The organism is Methylocaldum marinum (assembly GCF_003584645.1).
Taxonomy (GTDB): domain Bacteria; phylum Pseudomonadota; class Gammaproteobacteria; order Methylococcales; family Methylococcaceae; genus Methylocaldum; species Methylocaldum marinum.
Genome location: NZ_AP017928.1, coordinates 3288014 through 3302208, shown reverse-complemented (window position 1 = coordinate 3302208; position 14195 = coordinate 3288014). Strand labels below are relative to the sequence as shown.

At 58.0% G+C, this 14195-nt stretch carries 15 protein-coding genes and 1 pseudogene; 6 read left to right on the top strand and 10 right to left on the bottom strand.

The annotated features are described in order from the left end of the window. Positions 1–55 precede the first annotated feature (55 nt). On the bottom strand, positions 56–1261 hold the full coding sequence (locus sS8_RS14520) for a flotillin family protein (protein WP_119630236.1): 1206 nt from the start codon (positions 1259–1261) through the stop codon (positions 56–58). Here sS8_RS14520 and sS8_RS14515 point away from each other — a divergent pair. Then, entirely contained in the window at positions 1261–2358 is a 1098-nt protein-coding gene (locus sS8_RS14515; RefSeq protein WP_119630235.1) for an IS4 family transposase, read from the top strand. The genes sS8_RS14520 and sS8_RS14515 overlap by 1 nt on opposite strands. Positions 2359–2414: 56 nt before the next feature. Here sS8_RS14515 and sS8_RS14510 read toward each other — a convergent pair whose 3' ends face one another. The 5 genes and pseudogenes from sS8_RS14510 to sS8_RS14490 all read right to left on the bottom strand — a co-directional run bounded on the left by sS8_RS14510 (position 2415) and on the right by sS8_RS14490 (position 7474). Continuing rightward, positions 2415–2684, bottom strand: a complete 270-nt coding sequence (locus sS8_RS14510; protein ID WP_119630234.1) for a colicin immunity domain-containing protein — start codon at positions 2682–2684, stop codon at positions 2415–2417. Then, entirely contained in the window at positions 2681–3040 is a 360-nt protein-coding gene (locus sS8_RS29570; protein ID WP_170161305.1) for a colicin D domain-containing protein, read from the bottom strand. The genes sS8_RS14510 and sS8_RS29570 overlap by 4 nt, the downstream gene beginning before the upstream one ends. Positions 3041–3310: 270 nt before the next feature. Then, a pseudogene (gene tssI / locus sS8_RS29565) lies at positions 3311–4351 on the bottom strand (type VI secretion system tip protein TssI/VgrG); the annotation flags it as partial. 159 nt (positions 4352–4510) lie between these two features. Next, positions 4511–5299, bottom strand: coding sequence for a type VI secretion system Vgr family protein (locus sS8_RS14500; RefSeq protein ID WP_119630232.1), 789 nt, complete (start codon positions 5297–5299; stop codon positions 4511–4513). Between the two features lie 588 nt (positions 5300–5887). Continuing rightward, the gene (locus tag sS8_RS14490) at positions 5888–7474 is read right to left on the bottom strand and encodes a fused MFS/spermidine synthase (RefSeq protein ID WP_170161087.1); all 1587 of its coding nucleotides are present in this window, start codon (positions 7472–7474) and stop codon (positions 5888–5890) included. On the opposite strand from sS8_RS14490, the gene sS8_RS29235 reads away from it, so the two are divergent. From sS8_RS29235 to sS8_RS14480, 3 genes are all read left to right on the top strand, one after another. Then, on the top strand, positions 7442–7651 hold the full coding sequence (locus tag sS8_RS29235) for a hypothetical protein (RefSeq protein WP_232020317.1): 210 nt from the start codon (positions 7442–7444) through the stop codon (positions 7649–7651). The two genes, sS8_RS14490 and sS8_RS29235, sit on opposite strands and share 33 nt — an antisense overlap. Further along, on the top strand, positions 7648–7968 hold the full coding sequence (locus tag sS8_RS29230) for an NAD(P)/FAD-dependent oxidoreductase (protein ID WP_232020316.1): 321 nt from the start codon (positions 7648–7650) through the stop codon (positions 7966–7968). The genes sS8_RS29235 and sS8_RS29230 overlap by 4 nt, the downstream gene beginning before the upstream one ends. Before the next feature lie 185 nt (positions 7969–8153). After that, positions 8154–8426, top strand: a complete 273-nt coding sequence (locus tag sS8_RS14480) for a hypothetical protein (RefSeq protein ID WP_179952368.1) — start codon at positions 8154–8156, stop codon at positions 8424–8426. A 69-nt stretch (positions 8427–8495) separates the two neighbouring features. Here the strand turns inward: sS8_RS14480 and sS8_RS14475 are convergent, their stop codons facing one another. Together sS8_RS14475 and sS8_RS14470 are read right to left on the bottom strand one after the other, a co-directional pair. Next, on the bottom strand, positions 8496–9647 hold the full coding sequence (locus sS8_RS14475) for a lipase family protein (protein ID WP_119630231.1): 1152 nt from the start codon (positions 9645–9647) through the stop codon (positions 8496–8498). Between the two features lie 19 nt (positions 9648–9666). Beyond that, positions 9667–10140 carry a DUF6795 domain-containing protein gene (locus sS8_RS14470; protein ID WP_119630230.1) on the bottom strand — a complete coding sequence of 158 codons (474 nt, stop codon included), beginning with the start codon at positions 10138–10140 and terminating at the stop codon, positions 9667–9669. 128 nt (positions 10141–10268) lie between these two features. On the opposite strand from sS8_RS14470, the gene sS8_RS14465 reads away from it, so the two are divergent. Continuing rightward, on the top strand, positions 10269–10745 hold the full coding sequence (locus sS8_RS14465; protein WP_119628919.1) for a helix-turn-helix domain-containing protein: 477 nt from the start codon (positions 10269–10271) through the stop codon (positions 10743–10745). Beyond that, on the top strand, positions 10742–11155 hold the full coding sequence (locus sS8_RS14460) for a transposase family protein (RefSeq protein WP_119628793.1): 414 nt from the start codon (positions 10742–10744) through the stop codon (positions 11153–11155). Before sS8_RS14465 ends, sS8_RS14460 begins: the two co-directional genes overlap by 4 nt. Before the next feature lie 51 nt (positions 11156–11206). Here the strand turns inward: sS8_RS14460 and sS8_RS14455 are convergent, their stop codons facing one another. Beyond that, entirely contained in the window at positions 11207–11962 is a 756-nt protein-coding gene (locus sS8_RS14455) for a contractile injection system protein, VgrG/Pvc8 family (protein ID WP_119630229.1), read from the bottom strand. Positions 11963–12550: 588 nt separating this feature from the next. Further along, the gene (locus sS8_RS14445) at positions 12551–14137 is read right to left on the bottom strand and encodes a fused MFS/spermidine synthase (protein WP_170161087.1); all 1587 of its coding nucleotides are present in this window, start codon (positions 14135–14137) and stop codon (positions 12551–12553) included. Positions 14138–14195: the final 58 nt, after the last annotated feature.

Here is a 14195-nt window from a genome sequence, read left to right as displayed (position 1 = left end):
CGATCGTCGGCATTAACGCTTTTCAATTTTTCATCGTCGGTCGGGCGTACGATTATTAATGGTTCTCGCTCGGGGCGTTCGGCTGTTCCGGTTTCGAAGCAGCGGAGAGCGCCGCTTGCGTTAGACCTGCGAGACTTCCGCTTTTCAGTCCGACGTCATTCAGCAGGGCATCGACCAAGGGTTGCTGCACCCGGTAGTTGAGGGCGGCGCTCACGGCCTGCTCGGCCAGATTGGAGGCCCCGTTCGACGCGCTTCCGTCGCCGCCGTTCGGGCGGGTCAGACCGTCGACCTGGATGATCTTGATGCCTTCGATTTGCTTCATGGGTTCGACGCTTTTCTCGATGATCCGCGGTAGGGCTTCGATCAGGGCGAGCTTGACCTGCATGGCGATTTGCTCCACCGACAGCGTGTTGATGGCTTCGTTGATCTGCCGTTTGCCCAAGGCTTCCACCTCGTAGGCGACGCGGTCGGCCTCGGCCTTGATCTTCGCCGCTTCGGCCTGATCCTCGGCAGCCTGTTTCTGCGCTTCGGCAGCGACTTTGATGCCGATGGCCTGCTGTTCCGCCTCGCGGCTGGCCTGCACCAGGGCTATGGCTTTGTCGCGCTCGGCCACGGCGGTTTCGCGGGCGGTCTTCACCCCTTCCTCGGCCATGACGGCCTCGGCCCGCGCCTTGTCGGCCCTGGCTTCGGCCTCCGATTGCTCTTCGGATTTCCTGGCGACGGATACCGCCTTATCCTGCTCGGCGATCTGCGTTACTTTCTGCTGATTGATGCGGGATACTTCGATCTGCTGCTGGGTTTCGATCTCTTTTTGCCGGATAAGCCGGTCGCGCTCCAGTTCGGCCTCCTTGACCTGGCGCTCGGCGGCGATACGGGACTGGTCGATCTGCTGCTGGGACGCGATCTTGGCCTGTTCCGCCTCGCGGTTTTTCTCGGCTTGGGTGGCGGCGATGAGGGCCGACTGCTCGGCTCGCTGCTTGGCCACCGCCTGCTGCTGCTCCAGATGGAGGAATTCCTGCTGGCGCTCGATTTCCAGCCGCTGCTGTTCGGCGGCGAGGTTTTTCTGCCGCACCGCCATTTCGGTGTCCTGTTCGATGTCGTTGCGTTCCTTGCGGCGGCGTTCGGTTTCCTCGGTGATCCGGGTCAGACCCTCGGCGTCGAAGGCATTGTTGGGATTGAAGAATTCCTTGCCGGTTTGGTCCAGGCTGGTGAGGGAGACGGTTTCCAGCTCCAGGCCGTTTTTCAGCAGGTCTTCGCTCAATGGTCGGCCTGGAGCGGGTGCTGTGCCTGCAGGATACGACGGAGTTGGATTTTACCAGCCCGCCTTGGATCGTGGGCCTGGGGCGCTTGAGCTATGAGCGGCAACACGGGATGTACCTGCATCCGACTCTGGCGGTGAGTGAAAGTGGGGTGGCGTTGGGGGTGCTGGACGCCTGGATGTGGGCGCACAAGCCCAAGAGCGAGGCGGACGTGCCGGAAAGCCTGCGCTGGATCGAAGGCTATGAGCGGGTGGCAGAACTGGCGGCACAGGTTCCTTCGACCCGATTGGTCTATGTAGCCGACCGCGAGGGTGACATCCGTGCGCTGTTGGACCGCGCGGCGGCGCTGGGGCATCCGGCGGATTATCTGGTTCGGGCGCGGCATGACCGGGTGCTGGCCGAGGGTGGGAAACTGCGCGCCCAAGTGGAAAGCCAGTCGGCGCTAGGGGAGGTGGAATTTGCCTTGCCGCCGGCGCCGGGGCGGACGGGCCGGACCGTGGTGCAAAGCCTGCGCATGGCGCGGGTGACGCTGGCGCGGTGCGGTAGCAAAACCTGCGAGGTCACTGTGATCTTGGCGCGGGAGGAGTCGCCGCCGGCCGGCGAGAAGCCCATCGCGTGGCTGTTGCTCACCAATGAAGCAGTCGAGACCCTAGACGAGGCGTGTCTGCGCATCGCCTGGTACCGCCGGCGCTGGCTGGTAGAGATTTTCTTCCGCATTTTGAAAAGCGGCTGCCGGGTCGAGGCCCTGCAATTGGCGACGGTGGAGCGCTTGGAACGAGCGTTGGTGGTTTATCTGATCATCGCCTGGCGGATTCTGCACTTGGTTACGCTGGGCCGCGACTGTCCGCAGTTGCCTTGCGAGGTCGTTTTCGCTCCCGAGGAATGGCAGGCGGCGTGGTTGGTGGCGAAACGCCAGCCGCCGCCCGAAACACCGCCTACGCTAGGGGAGATGACCCGGATGGTCGCCGGCTTCGGCGGCTTCCCGGGACGCAAGGGCGACGGCCATCCCGGCCCCAAGGCGCTTTGGGAGGGCATGCTGAAGCTCATGGCGTACGTTGAGGCGTTTCAGGCCGCCCGCAATGTCTATGGCGTCGGCTGACAGTTGTGGGTAATGGGATGCCAAAACGTCACGCCCTTGCGTATTCCGCTTGCGGGCTAAAAACCAAACCCGCTGATGAGTTTGGCTACTTCCTCCCGGAGCTGCACGGCATCCAACTCATGTTCGTCGCGATCATGATCGGGATTATATTGATCAGCCAAGCAAAAAATACTCGATAAACATTCGCTTAGCTTGTCATCATCCTGTTGCAGAAGATTGTTGTCCCTTTCAATTTTCCAGAGTTCTAAATAACAATTGGCGAACTCATCAGCGGACAACCGTTCGTCAACAAATGATCTCGCAAATTCCAGAATCGTGACGCTCATCGTAGTACTCCGTTCTTCATGAAGTTCTCAAATTGACGGGTTCCCGGTGCAAGCTTGAATCCGGTAACAAAATTATCTGCGTTGTCGAGAACAACGGCGTTGTTTGTGGTTGGGTTAAAAAACACTTTTGAATCTTTGACAAATCCATAGGTACCATTTTCAACAGTCGCAGGATCCCCTAAGTGACTCCGCAAAGCTGACTCAAACTGGGCAAGCGTATCGGCGTTTTTCTTGACTGTACCGATTCCAAAATCCGAGGCGTGCTTGAACTTCTTATCGAGTTGCTTTTGCGAGAAATTTACAATTCTGTTTGTAACACCCCGTACCGTACCCGCCAATCCTCCGACCGGCAGCATGGCCGAGATCAGCTCATCGGTTGCCTCCCGATCGCCTTTCGCCACCCGGTCCAGGAGCTCGAACTGCCGGTCGAGGTTGTTCGCGAGGTGCTGAACGGGATCGTTGGCCAGCGATCGCAGCTGTTCACTCAGGTTTTCCGCGATGCTCGCGGCCTCGGCGCCAAACACTCCCAATAGATCGCTCCCCGTGCCGGCAGCCTCGTCCACGTTGAGATCGATCCGGTCGGAGCCGACGATCCGGACATACACGCCGTTCACCGAAATATGGCCGTCCTTGTTCATCTGCAAGGTGCTGTTCCCCACTTTCAGGGTAATGCTCTCCGCCGCCTCGAGATAGAGATGCCCGGACTGGACCACGTTGCTCTGGTTGCCCTCGGTGACGATCAGCTGCAGGTCCTTGCGGATGGTCTCGGTGTGATGGCCGTCGACCTGGATCGTCCGGTCCGCCATCACGTGCTGGGTGTCGTTGTTGCGCACCGTGGTGCTCATGTCCTTCTGCGAATGGAGGACGATCTTTTCCTCGCCGGCCCGGTCGTGGATCACCATCTCGCAATAACCGTTGCCGCCCGGCGTGGAGTTGCTCTTGAAGCCCATCATGTGGGCCGCGGCCGGCAAGGGATACGGCAGCCGCTGCCGGGCGTTGTACACCCGCCCGGTGATGAGGGGCTGGTCGGGGTCGCCTTCCAGGAAATCGACGATGACTTCCTGGCCGATCCGGGGGATCGCCACCGTGCCCCAGCCCTGGCCCGCCCAGGGCTGCGATACCCGGAGCCAGCACGAGCTGTTCTCGTTCCGCTGCCCTTCCCGGTCCCAGTGGAACTGGACCTTCACCCGGCCATGGCGGTCGGTGTAGATCTCCTCGCCCGGGGGACCCACCACCACCGCGGTCTGCGGCCCCTGGACGAAGGGCTTCCGGGTCTTGCGCGGCGGCCGGTAGGGCTGGCGGCTGTCGAGGGCGGTCAGGGTGCAGTGGAATGCGTCCCCTTCGAGGACGGAACCGCCCGACAGGTACGCATCGCTTTGCAGCCGATAGGTGGCGGCGACGATCAGGTATTCGCGGTTCTGATCGGCGCGGGGGTAATCGGTCAGGTTGAACAGCGCGCCGCAGGTCAGGCCGCGGGCATTGCCCTCGGCCCGGGCCTGTTCGTGCCGGGTGTGGAAGGCTTCGAGACGGGTGCGGGCGTAATGCTCGCCGTGCTCGGGCTGGACGTAGCGGCCCGGGTAGTCGAACACTTCCCACTCGGCCTGGGCATGAGGGCGCGGCTGCCGGTGCATGACCTTGAGGTCCGCCCGGGGCTTGGTGAAGTCATCATCCTGGAAATGGCAGTTGACCGCTTAGATGGCGTAGAAACGCCGCATGGATTACGAGCACCGTCCCTTCTAGCGAGGTCACTGCTTGGGTGAAGCCGCTACGTACCCGATTGCACGGCGGGCGGGCCACCTGGCGGCGTTGCTCCTTCTTGCGGGAGATTACCCCGCGGCGGCGTCGCGCCTTGCCAGCCGGCCCGCCCGCCGCACACTCGAGCACGTCCAACTGCCGTTTCCAGGATCATCGATGAGGACGTACCGGCCCGGCTGGATTGCACGGGCGAACGACCAGGCGTACAGGTGATCGCGCTCGCGCCGGGTGCTGTTGTTCGGTTCGAAGTAGGGGATGGATTCGTAGCCGGGCATCTTCGGGTGGGCGGCGGCGGCATCGGCCAGGATCAGGGTGTGCTTGCCCCGGGTGTGCTCGAAGAAATAGTAGAGGCCTTCTTCTTCCATGAGCCGGCTGACGAAGTTGAAGTCGGATTCGCGGTATTGGACGCAGTAGTCCCGCAGCGGATAGGTGCGGGTGAGGCGCGTTTCGAAATCGGTGAAGCCGTGGTCGCGGAACACCTGGACGATGATGTCGGGGGCGGTCTTCTTTTGGAAGATGCGGCAGTTCGCGGTGCGGGTGAGCAGCCAGAGCCAGGGTCTCAAGGTCACCCGGTAATGGACCAGGGTGCGCCGTTCGTCCTCGGTGGCGCCGAGCTGGGCGAAGCGGCAGACGACGCCGTTGAAATAGCGGACGCTGTCGTCGGGGAGGGTCAGGGCGACATCCAGGCGGTCGCCGAGGAGCTGGTCCGGGTTGAGGCTGCCGACGGTGCTGAGGAGATCCAGTTCATAGCTGAACAGGCCGCCCAGGCGTTCCCGGCCGGTCATGTCGTGAAACAGCAAAACGTCCGGGCCGAGCGGGGAATAAACCTTGATCAGTCGTGTTCCTTGGATGTATGTCATGGGCGTTGTTCGGTCCTGAGCCGATGTTTCGGGCGAGTTCGCTACAGTTGGGATTTCAGTCCACCGGGAAGGAGGCCCGGCGTCCCCGATGCGCTGCAGCCGGGGATTGGAAACGACATCCTGCGTGGATCGTTCTTGTTAGGTAACGCTTAAGGCTAGCCGAAAATTATGCGGACGCGGTTCGAAAAAAGTAAATTTTTGGTTACTTTTTGGTCGGGATGCCGGGGGAGGGAGTGCCGATTTCCCGCCGACGGGCTGGACGAGAGCCTGGCTTTCGATCGTGTTTAAAGGATGCCTGCCTCATAGCGGCCTAACTCACCCTACAGAAATGAATGCCTTTTTGAAGGCGATTTGGAATAAGGAAGGCGCCCTGAGGAGTTCGTCGGCGTCCGCGAAGACCTGGACGCTGACGCTCAATGCCAGCGCAAGGGTGGGCACGGCGGCTTTGCGGACGGGAGACGGAATTTTGCGTTTTGGTAAAACGAAGGCCTGCATGGAATACCTTGCGACTGGAACTGGGCCGCTTCCCGGCGGATTGACGCCGGGCTCCTTCGGAAACGCTTCGTTGCTCGGGCCTGATGGCGATCGTCAGCGCAGCAAGACATCCATACCGACCCGCTCCAGTAGCACCTTGCGGTACATTTCCGCCTTGCTGACTTGCAGGCTTTCAAGCGGATTGAAATCATCGGTCACGATGCGTTCGCCTTCGGTCATTCCAAAAAACCGACGCTTAGCCAATAAGTCCAGCGTTCTCGCGCTGGCCGCTTCCGGATGGACGTTGATCGGCTCGTCCGCGGCAAAGAAGATGAAATCGTTGAATTCGGAATCGGGTTCCGATACGTAAACCCGGCGATGCTCGAATACTTCCCCCAAGGTCCGGTAAACCAGCTGAGCGGGCATTCGGCGCTCGCCCTCGGCAAAGCCGACGAAGTTGATGGCCAATATGCCGCCCGAATTGAGATGCGCCTTCAGTTCCCTCAAAGTCTCGATACTCATCAGATGGGCCGGCTCCGAGCCGCCGGTGAAACAATCGTGAATGATGAAATCGTATGTCTTGTTCAGGCGCCGGATTTGGTAACGGGCATCGCCGATGAGCAAGTCGCCGGAGGGGTGATAATGGAAATAGCGCGAAGCTGCGTAGGCAACCGCGGGATCGATCTCGATCGCATCGGTCTTGACGCCCTGGCGCTCCAGGCCGGCCGCGATATGACCGCCGCCCAGGCCGATCAACAGCGCGGAGCGGGCAGCGGGCCTGAAGACCGGCAGCCGTTGCGTCACCCATTGATACGACAACAAGCCCGAGCGGACATTATCCAAATCCGCGGCACTGATCGTCGAGGCGTCCGACATCATGAACCGCACCTTCTGCGCCTGGTCGTCGATAACCCGAACCCAGCCGTAGACGCTCTCGGATTCGTAAAGCAGCGTCAAACCCTTGCCCCAGGGCTGCGGGCGATGATGCTCGTAGGCTAGAGCGCCGCCGCCGAAACACGCGAAAACGATCACCGCAACGCATAGCGTCGCGACGTTGCCCCCTAAACCGCGCCGCTCGTACAACACCAGGGTCGACGCCAACAAGCCGAGCAATGCACTGAGACCGTAAAGCACCGCACGCGCCCCGGTCATCGGAAGCAGATAGAACCCGAGTGCGATGGTTCCGATCACGCTGCCGAGCGTGCTGACCGCGTAGACCGAACCCGACAGAGCCCCCACATTCGCGAGTTGCCGCGCGGCCAGCTTGATGACATAAGGTCCGGTCATCGCCAAAAGAGTCAGCGGCACCGTAAACAGCAGCAGCGCGCTGAAAAACGCTCCCGCGCGCAATCCCATCGGATCGGTCAACAACAGTACCGGACGTATCAATATTGGAATCAGCAGCGTGGCCACGGCGGCCGACGCGATCAAATAGGACAGGCGTAGCCCCGGAATCCGATCGGCAATCATGCCGCCGAGCCAATAGCCCAACGCCAAGGCGATCATTGTCACCGAAATCAACGATGACCAGACATAGATGCTGACGCCGTAAAAAGGCCCGATCAGCCGAGTCCCGAGCAGTTCCAGCACCATCACGGAGGCGCCGGTCAGTGAAACGGTAAGATAAAGAACGGTGCGGTCCAGCGCCGAAACGGAATCGGGTTTGGTGTGAGCGGACGCATTCGAAAGCGATTTGGCCATAACGGCCGCAGCAGCAGCATCGGCGTGGTCGCCGAGCAGCGGTTTTATGCGCCGGGCGAGGATTACGGCGCCAAGTTGCAGGACTTGATCGCCGAGGCGCCGGGTCTGCGGCGGATTCTGAACGACGCGGTATTCGACGACAAGATCAACACGCTGGTCGCTATTCTGCGAACGTGAAAAGCCTCTACGGCAAGGGCTATGCCTTGCTCGGCAATGCCGTCGAATTCCTCGATCCGGTGTTTTCCTCGGGCGTGACGATTGCGATGAAGTCGGCGACATTGGCAACGGCGGTGCTGGACCGGCAGTTCCGGGGCGAGCCCGGTCGACTGGGAACACGATACGCACGCCCGTTGAAGCGCGGCGTCGATACGTTCCGGGTATTCGTCGACGCCTGGTACGAGGGCCGCTTCCAGGATGTGATTTTTCATCCGAAGCAGCAGCCCGAGGTCAAGGCGATGATCTGCTCGATTCTGGCCGGCTATGCCTGGGGCTAAACACTTAATCGGCACCTGCTGAGGAGTCGCACGCTTTTGCAAGCCATGATTGCTCAGGAACCCGGTATATGCCGATTTCGAGAAATGCGATATTCGATGACGAGGCCAATATATTGGGAATCAATCAAGATATCGTGATTGAATAAAAATTTGAGAACTAACGTAGTTTTACCGATTTACTTGCCATGGTCAATTTCAAGGAGATAGCGGCCGGCGTGCTGGAGAGGAACGCCGCGCTGCAATGTCGGACTCAACAAGACATTGTCAGCACGGTTCATTCATTGTATGCCGACCCTGAACGCCGGGCGGAGCTGGCTCGGCGCGCTGGGGCGTTTTTGCAGGAAAACCGGGGCGTGATCGCGGCGATTGCCGAACTAATCGGTGCGGCTGTTAAAACAGAAGACGAAAGCGCCCCGGAGGCCGCTGATTTTTTTGAGGGTTCACCCGTGGCGAAATAAAGAGTCGGCAAAAGATAACGAATAGGTTTAATCACTCGATCTGCGCGTCAGTCCATGCCAGCCTAGCGATCATGCAATTAGATTTATGGCCCGTGAGGCGGCGCTGGCCAGCAACCTGAAAAACATATCCAGTACATATTTGATGAAAGCAACGGTTACATTCTGGATACTGTCAACCGCACGGCCAAGAAACTTAAGAATGGCTTTTAAAATGGCTTTTACATAGCCGGCAATTGTCACGCCGAGCAAACTACCTTGATAAAGTAGATAAGCCAAAACATCAATGAGGATAATGCCGCCGGAAAAGGCAAATTGAGCCATGGCGGCTCCCAAATTGTGCATGGATTCTAAAACCCATTTCAATGCCTTGAATATCTGGTTCAATGATGCACAGGAATACATTTTGACTGTACCGCCGTCCTTGCCTGCCTGCTCTAACCAAGCCTCCATGGAAGCAAAAAAATCATGGTTTTGTACGGTGGGCAACGAACGCCAACTGCAATCCGCTAAAGTTGCAATATAATTATCCATGAAATGCGCGTGAGGAGAACCCATTATGCCTTTCCAGGGCAGCTTGTGACCTAAACAACTATTTGAAACCGGCACGAAAGGGTATAAAGGTATCATGCTGACCGGGTCGGCCTCATGATAGACGCGATGGATGTTATGGGTACCCAACAATTTATCCATGGCACTGGCGTATGCGCCATTTCCCACACGCGGACAACCAAATGTGTAGAGAGTGACATTATTGCCGAGGAGACTTAAATATTCGGCTGTTAAGCAGGCAATGGCTCCCCCTAGACTATGACCCACCACATGCACTTGCGAAGACTGGCTTCCGGCTTGTTTAAAAAATTTATCGATATCCGGTTTAATCGACTCAAAAGCCAATGCAAAGCCACGATGAACGACATAACCGGAAGGAGAATACGTAAAGCTGCAACGAACATCGGTCAGCCCGTCTGCTAATGAAGCGGTGCCTCTAATTGCCACCAGTCTTTCACCGCTATGTGTGCCGCAGCCATGTGCCATATAGGCAAATCCGGATGTTTGTCCCCAGCCCGATTTGCCTATGCCCTTGCTGGGATTTTGATTAAAACCGGCTAGTGAAGGGTCGCTGGCAATCTGATTTAACATGGCATTCCATGTTAACTCTGTTTTAACGTCATAGACTTTTCTTGCCAGATTGGCGGCTTCTTTAGGGGTTAACTCGGCCATCAATAACTCCTTTCGTCAATTAATATGTACAAATCCCGAACACATAACCGTCATTTCGGGGCTGATCAGATAACTCGCAACGCAATACTAACTTTTTGCCTTTTAATTCCCCATACCGATCATAATTATGCTTGGAATGTTGCCAGGCGACATAATTTTTGCCTTGGTATTTAATGGTAATCTGTTGAAATATTACAGGCTCATGGGGCATGATGCTAGATATAACGCCGCTTTTTTCACGCAGGGGAAATGTGAATACACCCTGGTCATCCGTGGTGGTTCGAGCTTCCTCTTTTTTTTCGTCCCACGACCATTGGTACACCTGATCGATTTCAGCTCCTTTTACCGGCTCACCATTTAAGGTGACAAAGCCCGTAACCTCGGAAAACATGACTTTTTTAGCGAATAGTGACATGGCAGATACCTTTTCTACAAAAAATAGCAGGGCAATAAATATAAAGAGAAACTTAAGGTTAAGGTGCTGGACTTTCATGTTTGCTGATCTGTTTCGATTATATACCACATTCTCATTCCAATTTAGGCCATTAGACATTATCGGAAACTAGCATGACAGTCTGTCATTGAATAACGAAGAGAACTAAGAGAACTAAGGGCAAGAGTATGCTTTCCTACGAAGACGTGAAGCAAAAGCCGAAGACATTGATGGCCATGACCAGTCTGAAGGCCTCCGAGTTTGAGGAACTCTTGGTTTCTTTTGCGGCGACATGGGCCGAAGAAACCGGCAGGAATCTGACTAAAGGAGGGCGTCCGCCGATTATCGCGAGCATGGCCGACCGGCTGCTGTTCATCCTGTTCTATCTGAAGACCTACCCTCTGCAAGAGGTCATCGCGCATCTGTTCGGCATGAGCCAACCCCGGGCCAACTTCACGATCCACCTGTTGAGCAGGGTGCTCAACAAGACACTTGACGCCCGCGGGCACAAGCCCGCCCGGCTCACCGAGGAGATGCTGTCCAGGCTGGAGCAGGAGGCGCGGCAGGACTTGGGCATAGACGGGACGGAAAGGCGCATCAACCGCCCCGTCAACGACCTGGGGCAACGCATCCACTACAGCGGTAAAAAAAATGCCACACTGTGAAGAACAACCTTGTCGGCGGCCTGGAGGACAGGCAGGTCAAGTACTTGGGTTCGACCCATGAGGGCAAGAAGCACGACAAGAAGATCTGCGACGAAGAAGGGACCCGGTTCCCCGACGGCGTCGAGCTGTATCGCGACAGCGGCTTCCAGGGACACGAACTGGCGAATGTCACAGTCCACCAGCCGAAGAAGAGGCCGCGCAACGGCCGGCTTTCGGCCGACGACCAGGAGGCCAACCGGCTCCACTCAAGCATCCGCGTGATCATCGAACACATCATCTCGGGAATCAAGCGGTGCCGCGTCGTCAAAGACGTGTTCAGGAACACCAAGGAAGGCTACGACGATGTCGTCATTGAATTGGCCTGCGGCCTGCACAATTACAGGAGCTACTGCCGAAACCAGAGTTATTGATAGCCGGCCTTTTCCTCTGTTCCGGTTATGAAAGGTGGTTTCCGATAATGTCTATTTTACTGTTTTATCCTTTGGCAACTTGTAAATATGGCGCAGGAGCTTTTGCATTTGTTCGGGAGTGAAGGGCGGCGCCTGGGCGAGATGGTGACGAACGCGATCCGCCTTTTCCTGGAGCGTGAAGGTGCAGGGTAGATGATAAAGAGTCTCTTGGCGAACCCAATGGATCAGATACTCGGCCGGGTTGAGAGCGGGCGAGTACGGGGGGGTATGCAGAAACTCCACCGTGGTGGCTTCCAAGTCCGGCCAGTGGGCGAGTTCGGCGATCTCCGACAGCAACTCCCTTGCGGCCACTTCCATGGCGTGCCGATGGGTGCGGGCATTGTCCAGAATCAGGGTGATCCAATGGCACCCTTGCTGCACGTAGCGCAGCACCGTGATGTCGGGGGCGGTTTTCTTTTGGAAGATGCGGCAGTTCGCGGTGCGGGTGAGCAGCCAGAGCCAGGGTCTCAAGGTGACCCGGTAACGGACCAGGGTGCGCCGTTCGTCCTCGGTGGCGCCGAGTTGGGCGAAGCGGCAGACGACGCCGTTGAAATAGCGGACGCTGTCGTCGGGGAGGGTCAGGGCGACATCCAGGCGGTCGCCGAGGAGCTGGTCCGGGTTGAGGCTGCCGACGGTGCTGAGGAGATCCAGTTCATAGCTGAACAGGCCGCCCAGGCGTTCCCGGCCGGTCATGTCGTGAAACAGCAAAACGTCCGGGCCGAGCGGGGAATAAACCTTGATCAGTCGTGTTCCTTGGATGTATGTCATGGGCGTTGTTCGGTCCTGAGCCGATGTTTCGGGCGAGTTCGCTACAGTTGGGATTTCAGTCCACCGGGAAGGAGGCCCGGCGTCCCCGATGCGCTGCAGCCGGGGATTGGAAACGACATCCTGCGTGGATCGTTCTTGTTAGGTAACGCTTAAGGCTAGCCGAAAATTATGCGGACGCGGTTCGAAAAAAGTAAATTTTTGGTTACTTTTTGGTCGGGATGCCGGGGGAGGGAGTGCCGATTTCCCGCCGACGGGCTGGACGAGAGCCTGGCTTTCGATCGTGTTTAAAGGATGCCTGCCTCATAGCGGCCTAACTCACCCTACAGAAATGAATGCCTTTTTGAAGGCGATTTGGAATAAGGAAGGCGCCCTGAGGAGTTCGTCGGCGTCCGCGAAGACCTGGACGCTGACGCTCAATGCCAGCGCAAGGGTGGGCACGGCGGCTTTGCGGACGGGAGACGGAATTTTGCGTTTTGGTAAAACGAAGGCCTGCATGGAATACCTTGCGACTGGAACTGGGCCGCTTCCCGGCGGATTGACGCCGGGCTCCTTCGGAAACGCTTCGTTGCTCGGGCCTGATGGCGATCGTCAGCGCAGCAAGACATCCATACCGACCCGCTCCAGTAGCACCTTGCGGTACATTTCCGCCTTGCTGACTTGCAGGCTTTCAAGCGGATTGAAATCATCGGTCACGATGCGTTCGCCTTCGGTCATTCCAAAAAACCGACGCTTAGCCAATAAGTCCAGCGTTCTCGCGCTGGCCGCTTCCGGATGGACGTTGATCGGCTCGTCCGCGGCAAAGAAGATGAAATCGTTGAATTCGGAATCGGGTTCCGATACGTAAACCCGGCGATGCTCGAATACTTCCCCCAAGGTCCGGTAAACCAGCTGAGCGGGCATTCGGCGCTCGCCCTCGGCAAAGCCGACGAAGTTGATGGCCAATATGCCGCCCGAATTGAGATGCGCCTTCAGTTCCCTCAAAGTCTCGATACTCATCAGATGGGCCGGCTCCGAGCCGCCGGTGAAACAATCGTGAATGATGAAATCGTATGTCTTGTTCAGGCGCCGGATTTGGTAACGGGCATCGCCGATGAGCAAGTCGCCGGAGGGGTGATAATGGAAATAGCGCGAAGCTGCGTAGGCAACCGCGGGATCGATCTCGATCGCATCGGTCTTGACGCCCTGGCGCTCCAGGCCGGCCGCGATATGACCGCCGCCCAGGCCGATCAACAGCGCGGAGCGGGCAGCGGGCCTGAAGACCGGCAGCCGTTGCGTCACCCATTGATACGACAACAAGCCCGAGCGGACATTATCCAAATCCGCGGCACTGATCGTCGAGGCGTCCGACATCATGAACCGCACCTTCTGCGCCTGGTCGTCGATAACCCGAACCCAGCCGTAGACGCTCTCGGATTCGTAAAGCAGCGTCAAACCCTTGCCCCAGGGCTGCGGGCGATGATGCTCGTAGGCTAGAGCGCCGCCGCCGAAACACGCGAAAACGATCACCGCAACGCATAGCGTCGCGACGTTGCCCCCTAAACCGCGCCGCTCGTACAACACCAGGGTCGACGCCAACAAGCCGAGCAATGCACTGAGACCGTAAAGCACCGCACGCGCCCCGGTCATCGGAAGCAGATAGAACCCGAGTGCGATGGTTCCGATCACGCTGCCGAGCGTGCTGACCGCGTAGACCGAACCCGACAGAGCCCCCACATTCGCGAGTTGCCGCGCGGCCAGCTTGATGACATAAGGTCCGGTCATCGCCAAAAGAGTCAGCGGCACCGTAAACAGCAGCAGCGCGCTGAAAAACGCTCCCGCGCGCAATCCCATCGGATCGGTCAACAACAGTACCGGACGTATCAATATTGGAATCAGCAGCGTGGCCACGGCGGCCGACGCGATCAAATAGGACAGGCGTAGCCCCGGAATCCGATCGGCAATCATGCCGCCGAGCCAATAGCCCAACGCCAAGGCGATCATTGTCACCGAAATCAACGATGACCAGACATAGATGCTGACGCCGTAAAAAGGCCCGATCAGCCGAGTCCCGAGCAGTTCCAGCACCATCACGGAGGCGCCGGTCAGTGAAACGGTAAGATAAAGAACGGTGCGGTCCAGCGCCGAAACGGAATCGGGTTTGGTGTGAGCGGACGCATTCGAAAGCGATTTGGCCATAAAAGAACGTGCGAAGCCCGAATGCCGGGCGTGTCGTGTTGGGTCGATAATCGTCAAT

Coding starts and splice junctions, on each gene's coding strand:
- sS8_RS14515 (WP_119630235.1), top strand. CDS start 1,261: ATGGTCGGCCTGGAGCGGGTGCTGTGCCTGCAGGATACGACGGAGTTG.
- sS8_RS14510 (WP_119630234.1), bottom strand. CDS start 2,684: ATGAGCGTCACGATTCTGGAATTTGCGAGATCATTTGTTGACGAACGG.
- sS8_RS29570 (WP_170161305.1), bottom strand. CDS start 3,040: ATGCTGCCGGTCGGAGGATTGGCGGGTACGGTACGGGGTGTTACAAAC.
- sS8_RS14500 (WP_119630232.1), bottom strand. CDS start 5,299: ATGACATACATCCAAGGAACACGACTGATCAAGGTTTATTCCCCGCTC.
- sS8_RS14490 (WP_170161087.1), bottom strand. CDS start 7,474: ATGGCCAAATCGCTTTCGAATGCGTCCGCTCACACCAAACCCGATTCC.
- sS8_RS14480 (WP_179952368.1), top strand. CDS start 8,154: ATGGTCAATTTCAAGGAGATAGCGGCCGGCGTGCTGGAGAGGAACGCC.
- sS8_RS14475 (WP_119630231.1), bottom strand. CDS start 9,647: ATGGCCGAGTTAACCCCTAAAGAAGCCGCCAATCTGGCAAGAAAAGTC.
- sS8_RS14470 (WP_119630230.1), bottom strand. CDS start 10,140: ATGAAAGTCCAGCACCTTAACCTTAAGTTTCTCTTTATATTTATTGCC.
- sS8_RS14465 (WP_119628919.1), top strand. CDS start 10,269: ATGCTTTCCTACGAAGACGTGAAGCAAAAGCCGAAGACATTGATGGCC.
- sS8_RS14455 (WP_119630229.1), bottom strand. CDS start 11,962: ATGACATACATCCAAGGAACACGACTGATCAAGGTTTATTCCCCGCTC.
- sS8_RS14445 (WP_170161087.1), bottom strand. CDS start 14,137: ATGGCCAAATCGCTTTCGAATGCGTCCGCTCACACCAAACCCGATTCC.